The sequence below is a fragment of the Pseudomonas sp. Irchel s3a18 genome, assembly GCF_900187535.1.
Lineage (GTDB): Bacteria > Pseudomonadota > Gammaproteobacteria > Pseudomonadales > Pseudomonadaceae > Aquipseudomonas.
This window is the reverse complement of sequence record NZ_FYDV01000012.1, coordinates 1-25077: the sequence shown is the minus strand read 5'-3', so window position 1 is coordinate 25077 and position 25077 is coordinate 1. Positions and strand designations below refer to the sequence as shown.

Below are 25077 nucleotides of genomic sequence, written 5' to 3'. Positions count from 1 at the left end.
TAAGCCGCGCTTCTTTGATTTATCTGGCTTTCAGCAAATTCAAACAAACGTTTGTATTGGACGCTGGGAGTGGTGTAGATATAATGCGCCACCTAGAGAGAAAGGTGGTGGATCGATTGTCCCCTGCCCCGCAATGCGGAGCAATTCATCGATGCGACGCCAAACCTCCAATTAGAAAAAAAACTGTTGAGCCTTGAGTAGGAGATAACCTGTGGAACGCGAATACATGGAATTCGACGTGGTCATCGTCGGTGCCGGCCCCGCTGGTCTTTCCGCCGCCTGCCGATTGAAGCAGAAGGCCGCCGAAGCCGGTAAGGAAATTAGCGTCTGCGTGGTCGAAAAAGGCTCCGAAGTCGGCGCTCACATTCTTTCCGGCGCGGTGTTCGAACCTCGGGCCCTGAATGAATTGTTCCCTGATTGGAAAGCGCTCGGCGCACCGCTGAACACTCCGGTCACCCGCGATGACATCTTCGTCCTGAAGAATGAAGATGGCGCGATCAAGGTTCCAGACCTCTTTGTGCCCAAGACCATGCACAACGAAGGCAACTACATCATCTCCCTGGGCAACCTGTGCCGCTGGCTGGCCCAGCAGGCCGAGAACCTGGGCGTAGAGATCTACCCGGGCTTCGCCGCCCAGGAAGCCCTGTTCGACGAAAACGGCGTGGTTCGCGGGATCATCACCGGCGACTTGGGCGTTGACCGTGAAGGCAATCCGAAAGAAGGCCTGTACACCCCGGGCATGGAACTGCGCGGCAAGTACACGCTGTTCGCCGAAGGTTGCCGTGGCCACATTGGCAAGCAACTGATCAAGCGCTTCAACCTCGACAGCGACGCCGACGCCCAGCACTACGGCATTGGCCTGAAGGAAATCTGGGAAATCGACCCGGCCAAGCATCAACCAGGCCTGGTGGTGCACACCGCTGGCTGGCCGCTGGACATCATGGGCACCGAAAACACCGGCGGCTCCTTCCTCTATCACCTGGAAAACAACCAGGTGGTGGTCGGCCTGATCGTCGACCTGTCCTACAGCAACACCTACCTGTCGCCGTTCGACGAATTCCAGCGCCTCAAGCATCACCCGGTGCTCAAGCAATACCTGGAAGGCGGCAAGCGCATCAGCTACGGCGCACGCGCCATCTGCAAAGGCGGCCTGAACTCGTTGCCGAAAATGGTCTTCAAGGGCGGCGCACTGATCGGTTGCGACCTGGGCACCCTGAATTTCGCCAAGATCAAAGGCAGCCACACCGCCATGAAATCCGGCATGCTCGCCGCCGATTCGGTGGCCGATGCCCTGTTCGCAGGCTCCGAAGGCGCGGACGAACTGACCAGCTACGTGGAGTCGTTCAAGTCCAGCTGGCTCTATGAAGAACTGTTCGCCAGCCGTAACTTCGGCCCGGCAATCCACAAGTACGGCGCCATCGTCGGTGGCGGCTTCAACTGGATCGACCAGAACATCTTCGGCGGCAAACTGCCGTTCACCCTGCACGACACCAAGCCGGATTACGCTTGCCTGAAGCTGGCGGCCGACAGCAAGAAGATCGACTACCCGAAACCGGACGGCAAACTCAGCTTCGACAAGCTCAGCTCGGTATTCATCTCGGGGACCAACCACGAAGAAGAACAGCCTTGCCACCTGAAGCTGGCCGACGCGAGCATCCCGATCAGCAAGAACCTGCCGCTGTACGACGAGCCGGCGCAGCGCTACTGCCCGGCGGGCGTGTATGAAGTGATCACCCAGGAAGACGGCGAAAAACGCTTCCAGATCAACGCCCAGAACTGTGTGCACTGCAAGACCTGCGACATCAAGGACCCTGCGCAGAACATCACCTGGGTGGCACCGGAAGGTGCCGGCGGCCCGACTTACCCGAACATGTAAGTCGTACGCTTGAACAAGAAGGGCTCCCGAACGGGGGCCCTTTTTCGTTGGACGGCCCTGTATTGACCGGGCTTGCCGGGTTTCACGCCACCCGATGCGCGACCTGCGCCGCCGATAATCAACGACCCTCGGCGAAGTCGCGCAACACGTTGCCATCCATGCGATAGCGCACCCACTCTTCCTGTGGCTGCGCGCCGAGGGATTCGTAGAACTCGATCGCCGGCTTGTTCCACTCCAGCACACTCCACTCGAAACGGCCGCAGTCGTTGGCGCAGGCGATTTTCGCCAAGTGGCGCAGCAACAGTTTGCCGGCGCCACCACCGCGCTGCTCGGGAGTGATGTACAGGTCTTCGAGGTACAGGCAGTTACTGCCCAGCCAGGTCGAGTAGCTGAAGAAAAACACCGCGAAGCCGATCGGCAATCCGTCGCGCAGGCAGATCAGGCCATGGGCGGTGGCCCCCTCACTGAACAGGCTGCGCTCGATGTCGGCCACACTGGCGATGACTTCATGGCGGGCCCGCTCGAAGTCGGCAAGCTCGGTGATGAAGGCCAGGATTTGGGGGGCATCGCTGGGTGTGGCCGGGCGGATCTCGATCGACATGAACGTCCCTTGAGAACGATTGAAAACGCCATACTATGTCGGCAATCAACGTTCGTCACATGTCGCTGCAAAACTTTGTTCAGGGAACGATGCCCTTCACCCAAAAGGATAGCCATGCACGCCAGCGCCTTCGCCCCACTGCAAACACTCGCCTCAAGCCTCCTGCCCCATGCACTGGAACCCTCGCAGGACGGCGCCCACGACCTCGCACACTTACAGCGGGTATGGCACAACGCCCAAAGGATTCAAGCCGAAGAAGGCGGCGATCTTGAGATACTGTTGGCCGGCGTACTGCTGCACGACTGCGTCGCGGTGGAGAAGAACTCGCCGCTGCGCTCACAGGCCTCGCGGCTGGCGGCAGAAAAAGCCATGCCCCTCCTGTGCCAACTGGACTGGCCAGAGCCCAGGGTACGAGCCGTTGCCCACGTCATTGAGGCCCACAGTTTTTCGGCGAACATCACTCCCGTCACCCTGGAAGCGAAAATCCTTCAGGACGCCGACCGCCTCGACTCCCTCGGCATGCTCGGCGTGGCGCGCACGTTTTACATCGCCGGGCGCATGGGCAGCACGCTTTACGATGCCACGGACCCCTTGGCCCGCACACGGGACTACGACGACAAGCGTTTTTGTCTCGATCACTTCCAGACCAAGCTGCTGCACCTTGCCGACGGCTTTCAGACGCCCTCCGGCCAGCGTCTGGCGCGCCTGCGTCACGAACGCCTGCAACGTTTTCGCGACGACCTGCTCGAAGAAATCGGTTTGGCCGCCAGTGCCAAAACAGCACCGCGTTGGCCAGCCTGATTGGCGCCGCGCGGTTCCGGAACCGGGGCGCGGCACTGAAACAGCGCCCGAATCAGGGCTCCAGGCCGATACGGAAGAACTCGCCGCCACTCCACACACCCAACCAGCGCTGGCCGTCGATCTCGCGAGTCACGGCCAGCTCGACCAACTGATAGAACACGTTGCGATGGATCAGGGCTTGCAGATTGGTGCGCACATGCACATAGGGCGCGGGCTCCTGAGTGACCGGGTCGATCACGACGTGCAACGGATGCTCAGGCCCGGCCTCTGTCAGTTCATCGACGTTGGTGGTGAAGCGCAGCACCTGGGCCTGCCCCTCACCTTCGACGTCCAGCGTCACCGCCACGAAGGGGGCGTCGTCGACCTTGATCCCGACCTTCTCCACCGGAGTGATCAGGAAGTAATCATCGCCGTCACGGCGAATGATGGTGGAGAACAGCTTGACCATCGGCTTGCGCCCGATCGGCGTGCCCAGGTAAAACCAGGTGCCATCACGGGCGATGCGCATGTCAATGTCGCCGCAGAAGTCGGGGTTCCACAAATGAACGGGCGGCAAGCCTTTGGACTTGGGGATTTGCCCCAGCAGATCGTTAGCTTTTTGCGAACCACTCATGTTGCTCTCCCGGTGAACTACTGATCGCTCAGGCCCAGCAGGCTGCGAGCGTATTGCGCAAGCGGCGGGCCCAGCAGATCTTCTGGCCTGTTGTCATGGAACGTCAGCAAACCGCCACGACTCTTGATCCGTGCAGTATCAATCAAATACCGGGTGCTGGTCTCGATCAACATGATCTGAATCACCCCACTGTCGATCCCCAGGCGGTCCACGGCCTCCTGGTCAAGCCACTCATCCGAGTTGCCGATACGGTCATCGGCACTGGCGAAGCGGGTGTACAGCAGGTAATGGGCACCAAGGCCGCGGGCCTCGCCCATGGCGGCATCCAGGCCTTCAGGGCCTGCGGCACGACGCACCATCGGGAAATATTCGATAAAGCCCTTGAAGGCCTCTTCGGCGACCACATTCTGTCGTGGCTCGGCACTGCCCGGCGGCGCGAACGGGCCTTGGGCAATGTAGATGAACGAGTCTGGCTGAATACGCAGGTTATTCACGCGACGGCTGTCGCTGTGATCGAGCAAACCCGCATCGCTCATGTGATAGCGAGCCTCTTCGCCCATGTCGCTGACATTCATGCAGCCGCCAAGTGCCAAAACGGCCAGCAGCAAAACCAGGCTACGCATCCTACCCTCCAGAAGCCGGTGACGGAAAACCGGCGAATCTTTGCAGGATGCAGCTTCCGCGCCAGTCCTTGAGTCCACGCACACTTGCAGAGGATCAATGAGGGTTTTTACCACTCGGGTCTGTATCAGCCACCGATGATCTTCATCACCGTGGCCCCACCGGAAAACGCCACTTCCTGCTTGTCGCCCAAGGCTTTTACCAGCAGGCGCTGGAGCGCGGGCAATGCCTGGTGACGCGGCTTGTCCAGCAAGTCGCCCACGTAGTGGCGGTTGCTCGATGACAGGCAACCGTGCAGCCAGCCCGTGGACGACAGGCGCAAACGCGAACAGGTGCGGCAGAATGGTACGCTTTCGTTGGCGATCACGCCGAAGTGGCCATGGCCAGGGATTTCATAACGCACCGCCGTGGCATCCACAGGGGCGTCGGCCTGCAGGTACTCGTACCGCTCGCCAATCAGGCTGAGCAACTGCTGAAGGCTGACGAATTGTTGCAGGAACGCGTTTGAATCACTGGCCAAATGGCCCATGCGCATCAGCTCGATGAAACGCAACTCATAGCCACGCTCCAGGCAATAATCGAGCAATGGCAGCACTTGATCGAGGTTCTGCCCACGCAACGGCACCATGTTGACCTTGATCTTGATGCCGGCCGCACGGGCCTGCCCCATGCCATCGAGCACGGTCGCCAGATCGCCGCCACGGGCAATACCGCGAAACGCGGCAGCGTCCAGGGTATCAAGGGAAACGTTGATCCGCCGAATGCCGGCATCCACCAGCAGAGGCAGCTTCCTGGCCAGCAATTGTCCGTTGGTGGTCAGGCTGATGTCTTCAAGCCCCATCTGCCCCACCGCCGTCATGAAGGCTTCCAGCTTGGGGCTCACCAACGGCTCGCCACCGGTAATGCGCAGACGCTCGATGCCGGCGGCTTCGATCAGATAGGCAACGCCGCGCGCCATGGCTTCGGCCGACAGTTCATCCTGCGCAGCCACCAACCGCTTGCCATTAGGCACACAGTAGGTACAGGCGTAGTTGCAGGCGGAAGTCAGGCTGACCCGCAAATTGCGGAAGCGCCTGCCTTGTCGGTCAACGATCATGGATCACTCCGGCGGAAGTCGATGCGGAAAAGCTAAAACTTGACTCACAAATCAAGTTTTAGCAATACCTAAGCCTGAGTATATTCCCGGGGCACTGCGCCATACAGGGAAACATGGCGCAATAAGGCTGCTGAATGGATCAGCTGCCTGGCGTGTCGGTATCGCGCTTGCGCTTGTTACCCATGCGCACGCCGATATCCATCAGGAACTGGAAGAAACCTTCCTGATCTTCCAGCACATTGCTCCAGAACGGCGAGTGATACAGCGCCACGGCGCCATGCACCAGCGCCCAGGATGCGCAGAAGTGGAAATACGGCGGCACGTCTTCCAGTTTGCCTTCGCTGATGCGGCCCTTGATCAACAAGGTCAGGCGATCGAAATTGGAGGCGCGAATCTTGTGCAGTTCCTCGACCATCTCCGGCACCTGGTTGCCCTTGACCACCTTCTCTTCCAGGCGATCGAACAACCGGTAGCGCTGCGGATCGCGCATGCGGAATTCGAAGTAGGCCCGGGACAGGGCTTCCTTATCCTTGTCGACATCGGCAGAGTGCAGCAGCTCGTTCAGGTCACGCTCGTAGTCGAGCATCAGGCGCAGATAGATCTCCGCCTTGGACTTGAAGTGCTTGTAGATGGTGCCTTTGCCGATACCCACGGCATCAGCGATCATCTCGACGGTGACACTGTCTTCACCTTGTTCGAGGAACAGCTTGAGCGCGGTGTCGAGAATTTCTTGCTCGCGGCGACGAAACTCACGGACCTTACGAGGTTCTTTATGCATAAGAAAAAGGTCTGTAGGGGTCAAAATTCGAAGCCGCGTATTATGCCTAAATTGCGCCAAATTGCACGGATCATCCGACCATGACTACGTTTCTTGATGAATTTGTACAGGCTCCGGGCCTGCGTTATTTGAATCATGCGGCCGTCGCACCCTGGCCAAACCGCGCCGCAACAGCCGTGTCGCGCTTCGCCCAAGAGAACGTTTTACTGGGTGCACGTGATTATCCGGACTGGATGGCATTGGAGCAACGCCTGCGCGAACGCCTGAAACGACTGCTAAACGCGCCGTCGACGGATGATATCGCATTGGTCAAAAATACTTCCGAGGCATTGTCTTTTGTCGCCTTCGGACTGAGCTGGGCCAGTGGTGACCAGATTGTCATCAGCGATGAAGAATTTCCTTCCAACCGTATCGTCTGGGAGGCCTTGACCGCCCAAGGCGTGGAAGTGGTCCAGGTCAGCCTCAAGGGCGACGACCCAGAAGGTGCCTTGTTGACTGCTTGCGGTCCTCGAACCCGCCTGATGTCGGTCAGCGCGGTGCAGTTCGCCAGCGGCCTGCGCCTGGACCTGCAGCGCCTGGGCGCCGGTTGCAAGCAGCAGGATGTGCTGTTCTGCATCGACGCCATCCAGCAACTGGGCGCCCTGCCCTTCGATGTCCAGAGTTATCAATGCGACTTCGCCATGGCCGACGGCCACAAATGGATGCTGGGGCCAGAAGGCCTTGGGGTGTTCTACGTGCGTAGCGACCTGCGCGAACAGTTGAAGCTGCATGAATTCGGCTGGCACATGCTCGAACACATGGGCGATTACAATCGCACCACCTGGGAACCGGCCAAAAGTGCCCGACGCTTTGAGTGCGGCAGCCCGAACATGCTCGGAGCCATGGCCCTGGAGGCCAGCCTGTCATTACTGGAAGAAGTCGGCATGGAACAGGTTGCCGCCCTGATTGCCGAGCGGGTGCAATGGCTACAGGAGGGGCTCAGCACCATTGCCGGCGTGAAACTGCACAGTCCGTTGAATCCGGCCCGGCGCGGCGGGATTTTCTCGTTCAGTATCGACGGCATCGATAATCAGGTGCTTTACGAGACCCTGAAAGCCCAGCAAGTGGTGTGTATTCCACGCGGCCCCGGCATTCGTTTCTCTCCGCACTTCTACACAGAAAAGCGCGTGATCGACGAAACTATTGCCATTATTGCGTCCATCGCCAGGCAGTGAGAACTCAAGCGAAGCGCCGGTATTCCAAATTTGTTTAAGAAACGCAGGGGGCAAACTGGACGAGGCGCAATACTGATCAATACTTGAAATGTCGACGCGTCATCTCCCCCAAGTGGCGTGTCGATATAGGTACCAATGGACTGCGTGCCTTTGTTTTACTCCTAATGGTCTTAACCCGGATTCACCCCCCAGAACCCGGGTTTTTTTTGCCTGCAATTTGAGCGCCCCAGAGCGTCCTTTAGCCAGCCGACCTGACGTGCGCCAACGGAAACAGCCGCCTGAAGTTCTCGGTGGTCTGCTCGGCGAAACGCTCATAAGACTCGCCGCGCAGCATCGCCAGGAACTCTGCCACTTCCCGCACGTACTGCGGCAGGTTTGGCTTGCCACGATACGGAATCGGCGCCAGGTACGGCGAATCGGTCTCGACCAGCAGCCGGTCTGCGGGCACCTTGCTGGCCACATCGCGCAGGGCATCGGCATTGCGAAAGGTCACGATCCCCGACAGCGAAATGTAGAACCCCAGGTCCAGCGCGGCCTTGGCCATGTCCCAGTCTTCAGTGAAGCAATGCAGCACGCCGGCCTGGGGCAGCGCGGCTTCACGCAACAACGCCAGCGTATCGGCACGCGCGCCACGGGTGTGGACGATCACCGGCTTGCCCGTCTGTTGCGCGGCGTGCAGGTGCAGCCGGAAGGACGCCTGCTGCAAGTGGGCCGCCTCAGGCTCGTAGTGGTAGTCCAGGCCGGTTTCGCCGATGGCCACTACCCGCGGGTGGTTGAGTTCCTGCAGCAGCCAGTCCAGCGCGGGGGCCGCGTCCGGCTGCACATCCAGGGGATGAACCCCCACCGAACAGTCGACGTCGTCATAGCGCTCAGCGAGCGCCTTAACGTCGGCGGCGTTATCGACACTGACGCCGATGCACAGGAAATGCCCGACCCCACGCTGGCGTGCCGCTTCAAGTGCGGCATCCAGGGAGCCGTCATGTGCGGCGAGATCGAGACGGTCGAGATGACAATGGGAATCTACGAGCATAAAAGGCTGAAACTACATCCTGTGAGAGGGGACGGTCGACCTGGGTATGGCGACCGGACGGTGTTCATTCATGCAGGTGCCCCGATCATCGCTGACCAGGCAAACCTGTCCACTGCACCAGCAAGGCTTCAAGCAGCAGCACACGATTGAGATTAGCCTTGCTCAGCACTTTCTGTCGCTGGGCAAGGATCCAGTCCTGAATAGTCAGGACCTTGTCCTTCGAGGACTTCTGCGCCAGGTACTGCACCACCTTGCGCATGTCCGCCAGGCCAAGTCCGGCCTCGTCCTGGGTCAATTGATAACGCAGAATCAGGTTCGACCAATCACAGAACCAGTCGAACAGCAGTAACAGCGGGATCGCATTCCAGCCTTCAGCCAGCTGCGTGGGCGACTGCTGCTGCTTGAGCAACTTCTTGACACCGTCGACCACCAGCGCACGCTGCTCGCGCACACCCTGGGCCTGCAAGGTGACCGCCGCCAGGGGCGAACCCGCCGCCAGGGTCAGCAGTTCGACGCGCTCGTCTTCGCTACAGCCGGGCAAGGCCGTGGCCAGCCACGCAAGGCTCATGGCCTCGCTTGGCAGCGGACAGGCTTGCTGCACACAACGACTCTTGATCGTCGGCAGCAACCGGCTGGTCTGGTGACTGACCAACAACAACACGGTATCGCCCGAAGGCTCTTCGAGGCTTTTGAGCAAGGCGTTGGCCGCGTTGATGTTCATCGACTCCGCCGGCTCGATCAACACCACCTTGCGCCCGCCCAACTGTGCGGTCTGCACCACGAAACTCACCAGCTCGCGGACCTGGTCGACCTTGATCGCCTTGTCCGCCTCTTCCGGCTCCAGGATGTAGTTATCCGGGTGGCTGCCCGCCTTGAGCAACAGGCAGGACTTACACTGCCCGCACGCATCCAGACCTTCAGGCCGCTGGCACAGCAAACGCGCCATCAGGCGCTCGGCCAAGGCTCGCTTGCCAATACCCGTAGGACCATGGAGCAGGTAGGCATGAGCGTGCTGCGCACGTCCAGCCAGTTGCTGCCAGAGGCTGTCTTGCCACGGATAGGCTTCAGCCACGATGACGCTCCAGCAGTTGCGGCATCAGCGCGTCCAGCGCCCGCTGGACCTGGGCCAATGGCTGTGAAGCATCCACCAACAGGTAACGCGCAGGATCGGCTGCCGCACGCTTGAGAAACGCATTGCGCACGGCGTCGAAAAACACCCGGCCTTCCAGCTCGAAACGATCCAGCCGACCACGGGCACTGGCGCGTGCCATACCGATTTCAATCGGCAAGTCGAACACCAGCGTCAGGTCTGGACGCAGGTCACCCTGGACAAAGGTTTCCAGGGCAGCAATGCGCTCCAGGGACAACCCACGGCCGCCACCCTGATAGGCGTAAGTGGAGTCGGTAAAGCGATCGCACAGCACCACGGCCCCGCGAGCCAGCGCCGGGCGAATCACCTCGGCCAGGTGCTGCGCACGCGCGGCAAACACCAGCAACAGCTCGGTATCCGGGTTCATGACTTCGTCGACGGGTGCCAGCAAGACATCGCGAATGCGCTCGGCCAGCGGCGTACCGCCAGGTTCGCGAGTCAGCACGACCTCGATACCCTCGGCACGCAGGCGTTCGGCCAGGTACTCGCGATTGGTGCTTTTGCCAGCGCCTTCCGGGCCTTCCAGAGTTATAAACAAGCCAGTCACAGGCAGTCCTTAGTCAGAGTCATTGCGGGCTTTGCGGTGCTTGCACATCAGGTGCCGGCAGCGCTGATGGCACTTCGAGCCCCATCTCTGGGGCAGTATCAGGCGCGTCCGCATCGGGTGCTGCCGCGCCATTGTCCGGCGCAGGACTGGAACGATAGTCCGCGCGACGCTTGATCTGATACTCGCGCACGGCATTGTTGTGGGCATCCAGGTCATCGGAGAACACATGACTGCCATCGCCCCGTGCCACGAAGTACAAACTGCTGCCAGGAACAGGGTTCAATGCCGCATGAATCGCTTCACGGCCGACCATCGCAATCGGCGTCGGCGGCAATCCGGAAATCACGTAGGTATTGTACGGCGTCGGCTCCCGGAGATACGCCCGCGTCAGCTTGCCGTTGTAACGCTCACCCATCCCGTAGATCACGGTCGGGTCGGTTTGCAACAGCATGCCCAACTGCAGGCGACGCACGAACACGCCGGCAATCTGCCCGCGCTCCTGGGGTACACCGGTCTCCTTCTCCACCAGTGAGGCCATGATCAGCGCCTGATAGGGTTCGGTGTACGGTGCATCAGGAGAACGCTTGCCCCACTCCGCGGCCAGGACTTCATCCAGTCGGTCATAGGCTTTTGCCAGCACCTGCGCGTCGGTCATGCCACGCACGAAGCGGTAAGTGTCCGGAAAAAACCGCCCCTCCGGAAACACGCCGGCATGTCCAAGCTTCTCCATCAGCTCGCCGTCGCTCAAGCCATCGAGGGTCTGTTCCAGCTTGTCGGTTTTCGCCAACGCGGCACGAACCTGACGGAAGTTCCAGCCCTCCACCAGGGTCAGGCTGTACTGAACCACTTCGCCGCGCTGCCAAAGGCCGATCAGGCCTTGCGCAGTCATACCGGGTAGCATGCGGTATTCACCGCTGTGCAGAGGCTGGGTAGCGAGGTTGAGGCGCCAGTATAGGCGCAACCAGAAGGCATCCTCGAGGATACCGTCTGCTTCCATACGCTTGAACGTCCCGGACGGCGTGGTTCCATTAGGTACGTCCAGCAACTCTTCCTGAGTAATGTTGAGCGGCTGCTCCAGCGCCGAATTGATTTTCCAGGCCGAAGCGCCCAGCAGCAGCCCCGCCAGAACCAGTCCGGTTTCCAGCAGCAGCAAGAGTTTACGTCTCACGAATCAAGCATCCAGTAGCGCGCGGGCAATGCCTTGCAGTTTACGGGTGAGCGGCCCAACCGGCCAGCTCAGCGCAGCACAAGCGCATACCGGCCAAATGCCGTATACGCTGTTGCAGACGAAGACTTCATCAGCCTGTTGCAGGTGTTCGAGACTGATATCGGTGATTTCAGTGGGGATTCCCAAAGACTTGGCTTGAAACAATAATTCGGCACGCATCACGCCGGCAACGCCACAGCGACTCAAATCGGCAGTGACCAAAACGCCATTACGCACCAGAAACAGATTACTGAAGACCCCCTCAATGACTCGCCCCTCAAGGTCCAGCATCAAGCCCTCGGCACAATCACCCCCCTGCCATTCGGCACGGGCAATGACCTGTTCAAGGCGATTGAGATGCTTGAGACCGGCCAGGGCCGGCTGGATCGAAAGGCGCGTCGCGCAAGGAAACAACCGTACACCTTGCTGTCCATGGGCAGGCGGGTAAACCACCGGGGGATTGCCTTGCAGGATTCGCCGGGGCGCAGCCGCGGGGTCGGCGGCATAACCGCGCAGGCTGTCACCACGCGTGAGCATTAGCTTGAGCACACCCTCGCCCAGGGCGGCGGCGTATGCCAGCAGTTCGCTGCGGATCAACCCGTGATCCGCAGCCATTGCCAGGCGCGAACACCCCTCAGCCAGACGCTGCAGGTGTCGATCCAGTAACAGTGGCTGCCCACCCTTGACCGCTATGGTCTCGAACAGGCCGTCACCATAAGCCAGGCCGCGGTCTTTCAGCGACAGTGAGTCACCCGGCCGACCGTCGACCCAGCTGTCCATCAACCGACGAACCGGCGAAACACCAGGGAGCCATTGGTGCCACCAAAGCCGAACGAGTTGGACAGCACCACGTCGATGTCCATGTTACGCGCCGTGTGCGGCACGAAATCGAGATCGCAACCTTCGCCCGGCTCATCAAGGTTGATGGTCGGCGGCGCCACTTGGCCATTGATGGCCAGCACACTGAAGATCGCCTCGACAGCGCCCGCCGCACCCAGCAGGTGACCGGTCATGGACTTGGTCGAACTGACCGCCAGCTTATAGGCGTGATCGCCGAACACGGTCTTGATCGCCTGGGCTTCGGCGAGGTCGCCGGCAGAGGTCGAGGTACCGTGGGCGTTGATGTACTGCACCTGATCGCCGTTGATCTGCGCATCGCGCAACGCGTTGGTGATGCAGCGCGCAGCCCCCGCACCGTCAGCTGGCGGCGAGGTCATGTGATAGGCGTCACCGCTCATGCCGAAACCGATCAGCTCGGCATAGATGGTCGCACCACGGGCCTTGGCGTGCTCAAGCTCTTCGAGCACCAACGCACCGGCACCATCGGACAAGACGAAGCCATCACGGCCCTTGTCCCATGGACGACTGGCGCGGGTCGGCTCGTCGTTGCGGGTCGACAGTGCACGCGCGGCACCGAAGCCGCCCATGCCCAGGCCGCACGCCGCCATTTCGGAACCGCCGGCAATCATCACATCGGCTTCGCCGTAGGCAATGTTGCGCGCCGCCATGCCGATGCAGTGAGTACCGGTGGTACACGCTGTCGAGATGGCGTAGTTCGGCCCCTGTGTCCCCAGATGGATGGACAGGAAGCCGGAAATCATATTGATGATCGAGCCCGGCACGAAAAACGGAGAAATCCGTCGCGGCCCCGAATCATGCAAGGTGCGGCTGGTTTCTTCGATATTGGTCAGACCGCCAATACCCGAACCCATGGCCACGCCAATGCGATCACGGTTGGCATCGGTCACTTCCAGGCCGGCATTACGCACCGCCTGAAACCCGGCCGCCAGACCGTATTGAATGAACAGGTCGAGTTTGCGAGCTTCCTTGACCGACAGATATTCCTCGACATTGAAGCCCTTTACCGAGCCGCCAAAACGGGTGGAATAGGCAGAAAGGTCGGTGTGTTCGATCAGACCAATGCCACTGCGGCCAGCCAGAATGCCCTGCCAGCTGCTCGGCACATCCGTGCCCAGTGGCGACAACATACCCATACCGGTGACTACGACGCGTCTACGCGACACAGCACTCTCCTTTTTTCAAATGACGACTTTGCATCGGACCTAAAGAAAAAACCGCACGCCATGATGGCAGTGCGGTTTTTCCATGACAGCGAACAACGATTACAAACTATTACGCCTGATGGCTAGTAACGTAGTCGATGGCAGCTTGTACAGTAGTGATCTTCTCAGCTTCTTCGTCAGGGATTTCGGTCTCGAATTCCTCTTCCAGAGCCATCACCAGCTCAACGGTGTCAAGGGAGTCGGCACCCAGGTCTTCTACGAAGGAAGCAGTGTTCACAACTTCTTCTTCTTTAACGCCCAGTTGCTCAGCAACGATTTTCTTGACGCGCTCTTCGATGGTGCTCATACCTTGTTTTCACTCCTAATGGACAAATTCAGGCAGCTGGCCAGTGGGTAAGTGTATAGAAAGGCTTTTCGGTTTTTCAACTGAAAGCTTCACTCCTCAAACCCTGATGACCCGCTGCCTATAAATAAAGTGCAGCTTTATAACGGATTTTAGACAGCTCGTATGACATTTTTTTGAAGCAATCCGTCACATTTAACTCATGTACATCCCGCCGTTCACCGGGATTGTAGCCCCAGTAACGTAAGCCGCACCGTCCGACGCAAGAAAAGCGACCACGGACGCGATCTCTTGAGCTTGCCCCAGTCGGCCCAGCGGAATTTGCGTCTGCAGGGCTTCACGCTGCGCTTCAGGCAGCTCACGGGTCATATCGGTATCGATGAACCCCGGAGCCACCGAGTTGACCGTGATCGAGCGCGAGCCCACTTCACGCGCCAACGCGCGGCTGAAACCTTCCAGACCCGCCTTGGCGGCTGCATAGTTTACTTGGCCTGCGTTGCCCATGGCACCCACAACCGAACCAATACTGATAATTCGGCCCCAACGCGCCTTGGTCATGCCGCGCAAAACACCCTTGGACAGGCGAAACAGACTGTTCAGGTTGGTATCGACAACATCATGCCATTCGTCATCTTTCATGCGCATCATCAGGTTATCGCGGGTGATGCCGGCGTTATTGACCAGAATCGCCGGCGCACCGAACTGCTCCTGAATGCTCGCCAGCACGGCCGCCACGGACTCGTCGCTGGTGACATTGAGCTCAAGGCCGGTGCCTTGAATGCCGTTTTCCTTCAGGGTTGCCGCGATGCGCTCGGCACCGGAAGCGGAAGTCGCGGTACCAACCACGATAGCACCCTGACGACCCAGCTCCAGGGCGATGGCCTGGCCAATACCGCGGCTGGCACCGGTCACCAGTGCAACTTTACCTTGCAGACTCATGCAAGCTTCTCCTAATTCAGGCCAGCGCTGCACGGGCGGCAGCGAAGGCATCTGGGGTATTGAGGTTAGAGGTCGACACGCCTTCGGCGCAACGCTTGTTCAGGCCAGCCAGGACTTTACCCGGACCGCACTCGACCAGTTGGGTCGCACCCTTAGCAGCCAGTGTCTGGACGGACTCGACCCAGCGAACCGGCTTGTAGAGTTGCTCGAGCAGGTCGCGCTTGAGGGTTTCCAGGTCAGTTGGCACCGCAGCACTGACGTTTTGCACCACAGGAATCTGCGGAGCCTGCCAGTCGATCGCGGCAATGGACTCGGCGAATCGCTCGGCAGCCGGACGCATCAGTTCGCAGTGCGACGGCACGCTGACCGGCAACGGCATCGCACGCTTGGCGCCACGCGCCTTGCAGCCTTCGATGGCGCGCTCGACAGCCGCCTTGGCACCGGCGATCACCACCTGGCCCGGCGAGTTGAAGTTGACCGCACTGACCACCTCGCCTTGCGCCGCTTCAGCACAGGCTGCCAGCACGTCGGCATCATCCAGGCCGAGAATGGCGGCCATGCCGCCCTGCCCGGCCGGTACGGCCTCCTGCATCAACTGGCCGCGACGCTCTACCAGCTTGACGGCGGCCCCCAGGCTCAGGCTGCCAGCGGCAACCAGCGCGCTGTACTCGCCCAGGCTGTGACCGGCAACGTAGGCCGGACGTGCACCGCCTTCAGCCAGCCACAGGCGCCACAGGGCGATCGAAGCGGTCAGAATGGCCGGCTGGGTCTTGTCGGTTTGATTGAGCTGCTCTTCCGGCCCCTGCTGGGTCAGTGCCCACAGGTCGTAACCCAGAGCATCGGAAGCTTCTTTGAAGGTTTCGAGGATCAATGGATGTTGCGCGCCCAACTCGGCCAGCATGCCGAGGGACTGCGAACCCTGTCCTGGAAAGACGAATGCGAGGGAAGCAGACATGTAACAAGCCCCTAATGATCTTGTCGTCGGAGAGTTGACGCCCCATTTGAGGGACGCAAGAAACTGACAGTTGGATGGCCAATTGAACCGAGCGGTCACATTTAAGCATTGTCCGACGAAAATGCCTAAGGCAACAAATCCTCGAGACGACCGTGAAGGCGCTCAGGCAGGTTTTCCTGAATCTCGATCAAGGCGCGCTGGATGGCACTCTGGAACCCCTGCACACCCGCCGAGCCGTGACTCTTGACGACAATCCCCTGCAAACCAAGGAAGCTCGCACCATTGTGCGTGGCCGGCGCGAGCTCGGCCCGCAAGCGTTTCATCAGCGGCAACGCCAAGGCACCGACCACTCTGGAGGCCAGGTTTTTCCTGAACAGCGCCTCGATGCGCCCGGCAATCATGGTCGCCAGACCTTCGCTGGACTTGAGCAGGATGTTGCCGACAAAGCCGTCACACACCACCACATCCGCCTCGCCACGATACAAGCCATCGCCTTCGATGAATCCGATGTAGTTCAGGCCCCGGGCGTTTTGCAGCAGCGTAGCGGCGAGCTTGACCTGTTGATTGCCCTTGATGTCTTCGGTACCGATGTTGAGCAACGCCACCTTCGGGCGAGCGATACCCAGAGTCTGCGCCGCTACCGACCCCATCACGGCGAACTGGAGCAGGTGCTCGGCACTGCAATCGACGTTGGCGCCCAGGTCGAGCAACTGGCAATAACCACGCTGGGTCGGAATCGCCGCGATCATGGCCGGACGATCAATACCCGGCAACGTCTTGAGCACATAACGTGACAGCGCCATTAGCGCACCGGTATTGCCGGCACTGACACACGCCTGGACCTTGCCATCACGCAACAGCTCGAGGGCCACGCGCATCGAGGAGTCCGGCTTGCCACGCAGGGCCTGGGAAGGTTTTTCATCCATGCCGATGACGTCAAGGGCCGGCACAATCGTCAGGCGTGCGCGATCCACAGCCGACTGGCTGGCGATCAATTCTTCAAGGAGGGAGGGTTGACCGACAAGGGTCAGGTGCAGCGAGGGCGTAGCAGACAGACAAGCAAGGCTGGCCTGAACAATGCTGCGGGGACCGAAGTCCCCGCCCATTGCGTCAATCGCGATAACTTGAGCGGACAAGGATTACTCGTCAGCGCCCTTGTCGATCACTTTACGGCCACGGTATACGCCTTCTGGCGATACGTGGTGACGCAGGTGAACTTCACCAGTGGTCTTTTCTACGGACAGGGTGCTTGCCTCGAGAGCATCGTGCGAACGACGCATGTCACGGGCGGAGCGGGATTTTTTGTTCTGCTGAACAGCCATAATTGATTAACTCCTAAACGTTTGGGTCACGCTTTAACTGCGCCAATACACTGAACGGGTTGGACCGCGTTACCTCGTCCTCGCTCGGTTCGGGCTCATCGAGACCCGCCGGCTGCTGGCATTCTTCCGGATGATGAGCAGGCACAATGGGCAAGGCGAGCAAAAGCTCCTCCTCGATCAGTGACTGCAGATCCAAAGGATCTTCGCCCAGTTCCAGCACGTCATAACCTTTCGGCAACGACTGGGTATTCGCACCCTCCTTTACCACAGCATAACTGCATTCGCTGTGAATCGGCAGGGTGACCAGCTCAAGACAACGCTGGCAAACCATTTTGACCTCGGTGTCGATAAAGCTGTGGATCACCACAGATTTACGTTCATCTCGTTCAAAAACGAATTTAGCCTGCACCGTACCGACAGTGTCGGAAAGCGGGTCGCAGAGTCTCTCCAAATCGGCTAGCAGCATTTCACCCTGGAGGGTGGTGCCACGATCAGCCAATTTGCGCGGGTCAACGTGAGGTGGAATCGGGTCATTCAACATAGGCGCAGCATTATAGGGATGCCCCCGCCCATGTCAAAGGAAATTCAGCCCTGTCCGTCACTTGGAAGCCCCGCTAGAATTATCGGCTGACTTCTGGAGAGCCGCATGCTGCCTTTATTACTCGCTTCAAGCTCGGTTTATCGCCGTGAATTACTGGCTCGCCTGCAGCTGCCATTCACCTGCCAGTCGCCGGATATCGACGAAAGCCACCAGCCTGGCGAGCCCGCCATCGAACTGGTAAAACGCCTGGCCGAGGAAAAAGCCCGAGCGCTGGCCGACAGCCACCCCGCACACCTGATTATCGGCTCGGACCAGGTCGCCGTACTGGATGGACGCATCATCGGCAAGCCCCACACCTTCGAGAAGGCCCGCGAGCAGCTACTGGCCGCCAGCGGCACCAGCGTGACCTTCCTCACCGGCCTGGCCCTCTTCAACAGCCAGACAGGCCTGTGCCAGCTCGACTGCATCCCCTTCACCGTACACATGCGCACCCTCAACCCGCAGCGCATCGAGCACTACCTGCACGCCGAGCAGCCCTATGACTGCGCAGGCAGCTTCAAGGCCGAAGGACTGGGCGTCAGCCTGTTTCAAAGCACCGAGGGCCCGGACGCCACCAGCCTGGTGGGTTTGCCACTGATACGCCTGGTGGACATGCTGCTGGCAGAGGGCGTGCAAATCCCCTGAGACCAATGCAAAAAAAACCGGCCATCGAGGCCGGTTTCCTTTACAAAACAGCGATCAGCGCAATGCAGGACCTTGAAAGCCCATCCACATGGCCAGTTGCGCAGCCACGCTCGCCCCCAGCTTTTTCGAGAAGCGATCAAACGGCGACTCCTCGATGGTGAAGTCGACCAGTTCTTTTTCGCCAATCACGTCCCGCGCCACCGAACTGGCACTGCCCAGGCCATCGATCAGCCCCAGCGGCAACGCCTGCTCGCCCGACCAGACCAAGCCGGAAAACAGCTCCGGATGCTCCTTGTCCTTCAGGCGATCACCACGCCCTTTTTTCACGCTGGCAATGAACTGCTGGTGCGTCGTATCCAGCACGCCCTGCCAGAATTTAGTCTCTTCAGCTTTTTGCGGCTGGAACGGATCAAGGAACGATTTGTGCTCACCCGAATTGTAGGTGCGACGCTCGACACCCAGCTTCTCCATGGTACCGACAAACCCATAACCAGCCGCCGTCACTCCAATGGAACCCACCAGACTGGCCTTGTCGGCATAAATCGCATCCGCAGCACTGGCAATGTAATAAGCGCCCGAGGCACCAATATCGGAAATCACCGCATACACCTTGGTATCCGGGTGCAAGCCACGCAGGCGGTGAATCTCGTCATACACGTAACCCGACTGCACCGGACTGCCGCCCGGGCTGTTGATGCGCAACACAACACCCTTGACCTTCGTGTCCTCGAACGCCGCCCGCAGACTGCTGACGATGTTGTCAGCGCTGGCCGGTTCCTTGTCGGCTATCACGCCAGCAATATCGATCAACGCGGTATAGCCCGGACCACGCGCCGCGGACTTCTCCATATCCATCAGCGGCGTGAACAGAATCAGCGCGACAAACAGATAAACAAAGGTCAACAACTTGAAGAAAACCCCCCAGCGCCGCGAACGACGCTGCTCCTGCACACCCGCAAGCAGGGTCTTCTCCAGCAACTTCCAGCTCTTGTCTTCGCCGCCTTCAGACTTGGCCTTGTCGGGCGCTTTCCATTCGTCAGTCATTGCATCCACCCCAACACAAACTTAATTGGCCCGCTGACCCAGCCAGGCGCGCAATTGCGAAAAATGATCTATGGCCAGTCGCGGCTCGAACGCGCGCAACGCCTCGATGGATTGAGCCCCATAACTGACCGCCACGGACGCCATGCCAGCATTACGCGCCATCTGCAGGTCGAATGACGAATCCCCGACCATCAACGCCCGCCCGGCACCAACACCACAATGCGCCAGAATCTGCTCAAGCATCAATGGGTGCGGCTTGCTGGCCGTCTCGTCGGCGGCGCGGGTGATATCGAAATACGCCTCCCAGCCATGGGACTTGAGCACTCGATCGAGTCCGCGCCGCGCCTTGCCGGTGGCGACCGCCAATTGATAGCCCTCGGCCCGAAACGCTTCAAGCGACTCGGCGACACCTTCAAACAACGGTGAAGGCTCGGACTCCAGGGCGACGTAGTGATCGGCATAGTGCCGACGAAAGGCCACCAGTTCGGCATCGCCGATCTCTGGATACAAGGTGCGAATCGCCTCCGGCAAACCCAGACCGATAATTCCCTTGACCGCCAGGTCATCACACAATGCAAAACCCGACCGCTCGGAGGCGACATGCATCGCCTCGACAATCCGCCCGATGGAGTCGGCCAGCGTGCCGTCCCAGTCAAAGATCAGCAGCGAGTAGTCAGGGTGCACTCAGGCGCTCCACGGTCTTGGCCCACATCTCATCCACAGGCGCCTGCAGCTTGAGCTCGCCACCATCGGGCAACGGCACGGTCAGCATGTAGGCATGGAGAAACAGGCGCCTGCCGCCCAGGTCGCGAATCTCCTTGGAAAAATCCTCGTCGCCGTACTTGCTGTCTCCGGCGATCGAGTGGCCAGCGTGCAGGGTATGGACGCGAATCTGATGGGTACGCCCGGTAACCGGCTTGGCCTCGACCAGGGTGGCGAAATCACCGAAGCGACGCAGTACCTTGAACAAGGTCAGCGCTTCCTTGCCCTCCTCATCCACTTCCACCATGCGCTCGCCGGAGCGCAGGTTGCTCTTTTGCAACGGCGCACGAACACTCTTGATGGAGGACGCCCAATTGCCACGCACCAGCGCCATGTAGCGCTTGTCCACGCCGTCACCGCGCAAGGCGGTATGCAGATGGCGCAACATGCTGCGCTTCTTGGCAATCATCAGCAGCCCGGAGGTGTCGCGGTCCAACCGGTGGACCAGTTCCAGCTCCTTGGCATCCGGGCGCAACTGACGAAAGGCTTCAATCACTCCGAAACTCAGGCCGCTGCCACCGTGCACAGCGATACCGCAAGGCTTGTTGATCACGATCAGCGCCTTGTCTTCGAAGACAATCGAGGCTTCCAGGCGCTGTAACAGACCTTGCGCCAGCGGCACCGGCTCGTCGCGCTCAGGCACGCGAACCGGCGGAACGCGCACAATGTCGCCCGCCTGCAGCTTGTACTCGGGCTTGATCCGCCCCTTGTTCACTCGCACTTCGCCTTTACGCAAAATGCGGTAAATCAAGGTCTTGGGCACGCCTTTGAGCCGAGCAAGAAGGAAGTTATCAATACGTTGGCCGGCATATTCCGGCGAGACCTCAAGCAGTTGTACGGCTGGGGTCGAGGGGGCTGTAGTCGTCATGGCGGGAATGATAACAATTTTTTATGGAATTGAAGCACTTAATCATTGCTGCTATAGTCGCGAACGCCGCCAAAAGCGGCCTGGACAGAGGACAAACGGCAAGTTGCCGGCCCTGACCAACGCAATTCATCAGGACGCGAGGCCGTCCTACGGGGCTTTCGCATCGATCGGAAGGTTCGTGATTGTAACAAGCGCAGGTGACATGAGGCCTGAAGCGAGCGCAACCAGACGGTACCATTCGTCAGTTGCGCCGATATTTACGGCCAGTTCACAAAGTGCAGTCAGTCTCGAATCAGACCTTGAGCGAATGCTTCGGAAACAACGCCTGTTACAGCCGGGAGCTGGCGAACACGCCCTCACCCGGTCTTGAGTAGCCATGAGCGTGGACTCCCCTTTGGAGAACACGGTAAATGCCAACCCGCTGCGGATTCTGCGCGCGGCAGCACCCGAATTATCAGGGATACGTGTAGGGTGGAGATGCACAACCGTCGGACCGTGTAGCACTAGGCTTATATTTAGACGCTTCATCTCGTCCACAGTCGCCGGTTGATTCCTCCTCCTGACTGAGTGCTTAAGTAGCCACAGCAAGCAGGACGCGTACGTCGCGACGAAGGCCCACATTGGCCGGACATCGCTGGACACGGGAATGGCCAACCACTCCCGACGCACCTGACACCGACCGTGAGAAGTCGTGTGTGCCGAACGCCGTTTCCGGCAGCCCGGAAACCGACGGTACTACATGAAAAGAATGCTGATTAACGCAACTCAACCCGAAGAGTTGCGTGTTGCACTGGTAGATGGCCAGCGCCTCTACGACCTGGACATCGAATCCGGTGCACGCGAGCAGAAGAAGGCCAACATCTATAAAGGCCGGATTACTCGCATCGAACCAAGCCTTGAGGCTGCCTTTGTCGATTTCGGCTCTGAGCGCCACGGCTTCCTGCCCCTCAAAGAAATCTCCCGCGAATACTTCAAGAAGACCCCTGAAGGCCGCGTCAACATCAAGGACGTCCTGAGCGAAGGCCAGGAAGTCATCGTTCAGGTGGAAAAAGAAGAACGTGGCAACAAGGGCGCCGCCCTGACCACCTTCATCAGCCTGGCCGGTCGCTACCTGGTACTGATGCCGAACAACCCGCGTGCTGGCGGTATCTCCCGTCGCATCGAGGGTGAAGAACGCAATGAACTGCGCGAAGCCCTGAACGGCCTGGTTGCCCCGGCCGACATGGGCCTGATCGTGCGCACTGCCGGCCTTGGCCGCAGCAGCGAAGAAATGCAGTGGGACCTCGATTACCTGCTGCAACTGTGGACCGCCATCAAGGAAGCGTCCCTGGATCGTTCCGCGCCGTTCCTGATCTATCAGGAAAGCAACGTGATCATCCGCGCGATCCGCGACTACCTGCGCCAGGACATCGGCGAAGTGCTGATCGACAGCGTTGAGGCCCAGGACGAAGCCCTGACCTTCATCCGCCAGGTGATGCCGCAGTACGCCAGCAAGATCAAGCTGTACGAAGACAGCGTTCCGCTATTCAACCGCTTCCAGATCGAAAGCCAGATCGAGACCGCCTTCCAGCGCGTCGTTGAACTGCCTTCGGGCGGCTCCATCGTTATCGATCCGACCGAAGCCCTGGTGTCCATCGACATCAACTCGGCGCGCGCCACCAAAGGCAGCGATATCGAAGAAACCGCCCTGCAGACCAACCTTGAAGCCGCCGAAGAAATCGCCCGTCAGTTGCGCCTGCGCGACATCGGCGGCCTGATCGTCATCGACTTCATCGACATGACCCCTGCCAAGAACCAGCGCGCCGTGGAAGAAAAAGTCCGCGAATGCCTGGAAGCCGACCGCGCACGCGTGCAGATCGGTCGCATCTCGCGCTTCGGCCTGCTGGAAATGTCCCGTCAGCGCCTGCGTCCATCCCTGGGTGAAAGCAGCGGCATCGTCTGCCCGCGCTGCAGCGGCACCGGCATCATCCGTGACGTCGAATCGCTGTCGCTGGCGATCCTGCGCCTGATCGAAGAAGAAGCCCTGAAAGACCGCACCGCCGAAGTTCGCGCCCAGGTGCCGATCCCGGTGGCTGCGTTCCTGCTCAACGAAAAACGCAACTCGATCACCAAGATCGAACTGCGCACCCGTGCCCGCATCGTCATTCTGCCGAACGATCACCTCGAAACGCCGCACTTCGAAGTTCAGCGCCTGCGCGATGACAGCCCGGAAGCCGCTACCGGCCAGTCGAGCTATGAAATCGCCGCTGCCGCCGCCGAAGTCGAAGACGTCCAGCCGGCCGCTGCAACCCGCACCCTGGTTCGCCAGGAAGCGGCAGTGAAAACTGCTCCGGCCCGCGCCAATGCTCCGGTTCCAACCGAAGTAGCTGCTCCGGCCCCAGCCCCTACGCCGGTTGCCGTCCCTGAACCAAGCCTGTTCAAAGGCCTGGTGAAGTCGCTGGTCAGCCTGTTCGCCACCAAGGAAGAGCCAGCGGCTCCGGTTGTGGTTGAAAAGCCTGCTGCCGAGCGTCCGGCACGCAACGAAGAACGTCGCACCGGTCGCCAGCAGAGCCGCAGCCGTAACGGCCGCCGCGATGAAGAGCGCAAGCCACGTGAAGAACGTGCACCGCGCGAAGAGCGCGCACCACGTGAGCCACGCGAAGAACGCCAGCCACGCGAAGCCCGCGAAGAGACCCCGGTGGTCGCTCGCGAAGAACGCGCACCTCGCCCACCTCGTGAAGAGCGTGCACCACGCGCTCCGCGCGAAGACCGCAAGCCACGTGGCGAGCGCGAAGAGCGCCCGGTGCGTGAACTGCGCGAACCGCTGGATGCCGTGCCAGCCGCGCCAGCCGCTGCTGCCGTCGCTGAAGAGCGTCCGGCTCGTCCGCCACGCGAAGAACGCGCGCCACGCCCACCGCGTGAAGAGCGTCAACCACGTGCTGAACAGGCTGTCGCCGCTGCTGCCGAAGAAGAGCTGCCGACCAACGAAGAGCAACTGCAGGAAGATGGCCAGGAAAACGCCGAAGGCGATCGTCCACGCCGCCGCTCCCGCGGTCAGCGTCGTCGCAGCAACCGTCGCGAGCGTCAGCGTGATGCCAACGGCAACGTGATCGAAGGCTCGGAAGAGACCGAAGGCAGCGAAGAGCCAACGGGCACTGAACTGGCTGCCGGCCTGGCCGTGACCGCCGCCGTTGCCAGCACTGTAATCAGCGCGCCTGCTGAAGCCCAGGCTCACCAACAGGCTGAACGTGCGACTGCCGCCGCGACTGAAGCACCCACCCAGGAAGAAACGGCCCAGGCTGAAGCGCCAGTCGTGGAAGCCACCACTCCAGTCGAAGCGCCAGCCGCTCCTGCTGTAGAAGTTGCTCCAGTGGTTGAAGCCCAGCCTGAAGTGCAAGCTGCGGCTGAAGCCCCCGTCGCGATTGCAGAGCCTGCGGTTGAAGCTCCTACCGCCGTTGAAGCGCCAGTCGCTGAACAGGCACCGGAAGTTCGCGAAGAGCAAACCGCATTCAACTGGGTTGCCGAGCCTGTTGCCGTCGAAGCGCCGGCACCGGTTGCTGAAGTGGTTGCCGAGCCAGTGGCCGTTGCTGCCGAACCTGCGCCAGTAGAGGCACCAGTGGTTGCCGAAGTGGCCGCACCGGCTGTCGAAACTGCCCCTGTCAGCGCCCTGACCGAAAATGGTCGTGCGCCGAACGACCCACGTGAAGTGCGTCGTCGCAAGCGTGAAGCCGAGCGCCTGCAGAAGGAAGCCGAACTGGCAGCCGCTGCTGCACCGGCCGTCGTGGCTGAAGTGGTGGAAGCAGCGCCTGCTCCGGCTGCCTCGACCATCGACGAAAACCTGCGTTCCGTCGAAGAAGCGGCAGAGCAACAACCCGAGGCCCAGGAAAAAGAGCACGAGCCTAAACCACTCGCCTGATTCCGTCCGCCACTGAAAAGCCCCGCCTGGTAACCCAGGCGGGGCTAATGAGATGGTCAGCCTGACCGAGAAGCCCTGCAGGTTTACGCTTGCAGGGCTTTTCTCGTTTTCGGACGGAGGATCTCTCATGAATACGATGACGCTTCTCGGTATCGACATCGGCAAA

Annotated in this window: 25 protein-coding genes; 5 read left to right on the top strand and 20 right to left on the bottom strand. The window is 60.2% G+C overall.

Translation table 11 applies throughout. The features are described from left to right. Nucleotides 1-211 precede the first annotated feature (211 nt). A complete protein-coding gene (locus tag CKW29_RS16950; RefSeq protein ID WP_095143726.1) occupies nt 212-1876 on the top strand; it encodes an electron transfer flavoprotein-ubiquinone oxidoreductase in 1665 nt (554 codons plus the stop codon). Between the two features lie 118 nt (nt 1877-1994). On the opposite strand, the gene CKW29_RS16945 is transcribed toward CKW29_RS16950, so the two are convergent. Next, the gene (locus tag CKW29_RS16945; protein ID WP_095078834.1) at nt 1995-2477 is read right to left on the bottom strand and encodes a GNAT family N-acetyltransferase; all 483 of its coding nucleotides are present in this window, start codon (nt 2475-2477) and stop codon (nt 1995-1997) included. 114 nt (nt 2478-2591) lie between these two features. On the opposite strand from CKW29_RS16945, the gene CKW29_RS16940 reads away from it, so the two are divergent. Continuing rightward, on the top strand, nt 2592-3278 hold the full coding sequence (locus CKW29_RS16940; RefSeq protein WP_095143727.1) for an HD domain-containing protein: 687 nt from the start codon (nt 2592-2594) through the stop codon (nt 3276-3278). Between the two features lie 52 nt (nt 3279-3330). Here CKW29_RS16940 and CKW29_RS16935 read toward each other — a convergent pair whose 3' ends face one another. From CKW29_RS16935 to CKW29_RS16920, 4 genes are all read right to left on the bottom strand, one after another. Beyond that, entirely contained in the window at nt 3331-3891 is a 561-nt protein-coding gene (locus CKW29_RS16935; RefSeq protein ID WP_095078831.1) for a DUF1285 domain-containing protein, read from the bottom strand. 17 nt (nt 3892-3908) lie between these two features. Beyond that, nucleotides 3909-4514 carry a DUF4823 domain-containing protein gene (locus CKW29_RS16930; RefSeq protein ID WP_095148859.1) on the bottom strand — a complete coding sequence of 202 codons (606 nt, stop codon included), beginning with the start codon at nt 4512-4514 and terminating at the stop codon, nt 3909-3911. Between the two features lie 125 nt (nt 4515-4639). Next, nucleotides 4640-5608: a GTP 3',8-cyclase MoaA gene (locus tag CKW29_RS16925; protein ID WP_095143729.1), complete on the bottom strand. Its 969-nt coding sequence runs from the start codon at nt 5606-5608 to the stop codon at nt 4640-4642. A 139-nt stretch (nt 5609-5747) separates the two neighbouring features. After that, complete coding sequence (locus CKW29_RS16920) at nt 5748-6386, bottom strand: TetR/AcrR family transcriptional regulator (RefSeq protein ID WP_095078828.1); 639 nt, start codon at nt 6384-6386, stop codon at nt 5748-5750. An 80-nt stretch (nt 6387-6466) separates the two neighbouring features. Here CKW29_RS16920 and CKW29_RS16915 point away from each other — a divergent pair, with 80 nt between their 5' ends. Continuing rightward, complete coding sequence (locus tag CKW29_RS16915) at nt 6467-7600, top strand: aminotransferase class V-fold PLP-dependent enzyme (RefSeq protein ID WP_095143730.1); 1134 nt, start codon at nt 6467-6469, stop codon at nt 7598-7600. Between the two features lie 238 nt (nt 7601-7838). Here the strand turns inward: CKW29_RS16915 and CKW29_RS16910 are convergent, their stop codons facing one another. The 12 genes from CKW29_RS16910 to CKW29_RS16855 form a co-directional block, all read right to left on the bottom strand. Beyond that, nucleotides 7839-8630, bottom strand: coding sequence for a TatD family hydrolase (locus tag CKW29_RS16910; protein ID WP_095143731.1), 792 nt, complete (start codon nt 8628-8630; stop codon nt 7839-7841). Nucleotides 8631-8715: 85 nt separating this feature from the next. Further along, complete coding sequence (locus CKW29_RS16905; RefSeq protein ID WP_095148858.1) at nt 8716-9702, bottom strand: DNA polymerase III subunit delta'; 987 nt, start codon at nt 9700-9702, stop codon at nt 8716-8718. Beyond that, nucleotides 9695-10327 (bottom strand): dTMP kinase, encoded by a 633-nt coding sequence (gene tmk, locus CKW29_RS16900; protein WP_095143733.1) that lies wholly within the window; start codon nt 10325-10327, stop codon nt 9695-9697. The genes CKW29_RS16905 and tmk overlap by 8 nt, the downstream gene beginning before the upstream one ends. A gap of 19 nt (nt 10328-10346) precedes the next feature. Further along, nucleotides 10347-11495 carry an endolytic transglycosylase MltG gene (gene mltG / locus CKW29_RS16895; RefSeq protein WP_095143734.1) on the bottom strand — a complete coding sequence of 383 codons (1149 nt, stop codon included), beginning with the start codon at nt 11493-11495 and terminating at the stop codon, nt 10347-10349. A 3-nt stretch (nt 11496-11498) separates the two neighbouring features. Beyond that, nucleotides 11499-12314, bottom strand: a complete 816-nt coding sequence (pabC, locus tag CKW29_RS16890; RefSeq protein ID WP_095143735.1) for an aminodeoxychorismate lyase — start codon at nt 12312-12314, stop codon at nt 11499-11501. Beyond that, a complete protein-coding gene (fabF, locus tag CKW29_RS16885; protein WP_095143736.1) occupies nt 12314-13558 on the bottom strand; it encodes a beta-ketoacyl-ACP synthase II in 1245 nt (414 codons plus the stop codon). The genes pabC and fabF overlap by 1 nt, the downstream gene beginning before the upstream one ends. Nucleotides 13559-13667: 109 nt before the next feature. Next, entirely contained in the window at nt 13668-13904 is a 237-nt protein-coding gene (acpP, locus tag CKW29_RS16880) for an acyl carrier protein (RefSeq protein ID WP_003175607.1), read from the bottom strand. Between the two features lie 192 nt (nt 13905-14096). Beyond that, entirely contained in the window at nt 14097-14840 is a 744-nt protein-coding gene (gene fabG, locus CKW29_RS16875; RefSeq protein ID WP_007942004.1) for a 3-oxoacyl-ACP reductase FabG, read from the bottom strand. 16 nt (nt 14841-14856) lie between these two features. Then, nucleotides 14857-15795, bottom strand: coding sequence for an ACP S-malonyltransferase (gene fabD / locus CKW29_RS16870; protein WP_095143737.1), 939 nt, complete (start codon nt 15793-15795; stop codon nt 14857-14859). A gap of 125 nt (nt 15796-15920) precedes the next feature. After that, the gene (plsX, locus tag CKW29_RS16865; protein WP_095148857.1) at nt 15921-16931 is read right to left on the bottom strand and encodes a phosphate acyltransferase PlsX; all 1011 of its coding nucleotides are present in this window, start codon (nt 16929-16931) and stop codon (nt 15921-15923) included. A 3-nt stretch (nt 16932-16934) separates the two neighbouring features. After that, complete coding sequence (gene rpmF, locus CKW29_RS16860) at nt 16935-17117, bottom strand: 50S ribosomal protein L32 (protein ID WP_003179396.1); 183 nt, start codon at nt 17115-17117, stop codon at nt 16935-16937. Nucleotides 17118-17130: 13 nt separating this feature from the next. Then, nucleotides 17131-17658: a YceD family protein gene (locus CKW29_RS16855; protein WP_008152342.1), complete on the bottom strand. Its 528-nt coding sequence runs from the start codon at nt 17656-17658 to the stop codon at nt 17131-17133. Nucleotides 17659-17763: 105 nt separating this feature from the next. Between CKW29_RS16855 and CKW29_RS16850 the strand changes: the two genes are divergently transcribed. Continuing rightward, complete coding sequence (locus CKW29_RS16850; RefSeq protein WP_095143739.1) at nt 17764-18342, top strand: nucleoside triphosphate pyrophosphatase; 579 nt, start codon at nt 17764-17766, stop codon at nt 18340-18342. 54 nt (nt 18343-18396) lie between these two features. Here the strand turns inward: CKW29_RS16850 and CKW29_RS16845 are convergent, their stop codons facing one another. Genes CKW29_RS16845 through rluC form a run of 3 tightly spaced genes read right to left on the bottom strand, consistent with a single transcriptional unit; the run spans nt 18397 to nt 21016 of the window. Continuing rightward, the gene (locus tag CKW29_RS16845; protein ID WP_095148856.1) at nt 18397-19386 is read right to left on the bottom strand and encodes a S49 family peptidase; all 990 of its coding nucleotides are present in this window, start codon (nt 19384-19386) and stop codon (nt 18397-18399) included. Nucleotides 19387-19407: 21 nt separating this feature from the next. Further along, complete coding sequence (locus tag CKW29_RS16840) at nt 19408-20070, bottom strand: HAD-IA family hydrolase (protein ID WP_095148855.1); 663 nt, start codon at nt 20068-20070, stop codon at nt 19408-19410. Continuing rightward, nucleotides 20060-21016, bottom strand: coding sequence for a 23S rRNA pseudouridine(955/2504/2580) synthase RluC (rluC, locus tag CKW29_RS16835; protein WP_095148854.1), 957 nt, complete (start codon nt 21014-21016; stop codon nt 20060-20062). Before rluC ends, CKW29_RS16840 begins: the two co-directional genes overlap by 11 nt. A 739-nt stretch (nt 21017-21755) precedes the next feature. On the opposite strand from rluC, the gene rne reads away from it, so the two are divergent. Then, nucleotides 21756-24911, top strand: a complete 3156-nt coding sequence (gene rne / locus CKW29_RS16830; protein WP_095148853.1) for a ribonuclease E — start codon at nt 21756-21758, stop codon at nt 24909-24911. Nucleotides 24912-25077 lie beyond the last annotated feature (166 nt).